The sequence below is a fragment of the Bartonella vinsonii subsp. berkhoffii ATCC 51672 genome (assembly GCF_902825225.1).
In the GTDB taxonomy this organism is placed as follows: Bacteria; Pseudomonadota; Alphaproteobacteria; order Rhizobiales; family Rhizobiaceae; genus Bartonella; species Bartonella berkhoffii.
In genome coordinates this window covers 1-388 of sequence record NZ_CADEAK010000333.1, presented here as the reverse complement: position 1 = coordinate 388, position 388 = coordinate 1, and the positions used below count along the sequence as shown (strand labels likewise).

Annotated in this window: 1 pseudogene; it reads right to left on the bottom strand. The window is 38.9% G+C overall.

Annotated elements, in window-relative coordinates:
* Positions 1–304, bottom strand: a pseudogene (locus J7R10_RS09495) (molecular chaperone DnaJ); the annotation flags it as partial.
* Positions 305–388 lie beyond the last annotated feature (84 nt).

Sequence of the window (388 nt, the reverse complement as noted above, 5' to 3'; positions counted from 1 at the left end):
CAGAGCGAATTTGTGCGTAATGTGCGGCTGTTTTTTTTGCTGTGCCCTTGCTAAAATCAGTAGGCCATGTTGGACGATGTCCCGTGAGCGCATCCTTTTGAAACTTGGCAATATCTTTATCACTAAGACCAGACAAGTAATTAAAATTTTTATTATAAGCACGCACATGCTCAATACAAAAATAGAGATATTGACCTTCGTGATTTCGACCTGCCGGTGCTTTATAGGTGCCAGCTTTTTCACAGCCTTCCCATTGACATTGTTGGGCTTGTGATTCAGCTTTCCCCTTTTTTTGAGAGCTGATTCAAATTGAGTCGAATAATTTAGATGTTGTTACCATGTTTTTAGGTTTATGCAAAATCGATTGATTTGACCAGAATTGACTTTT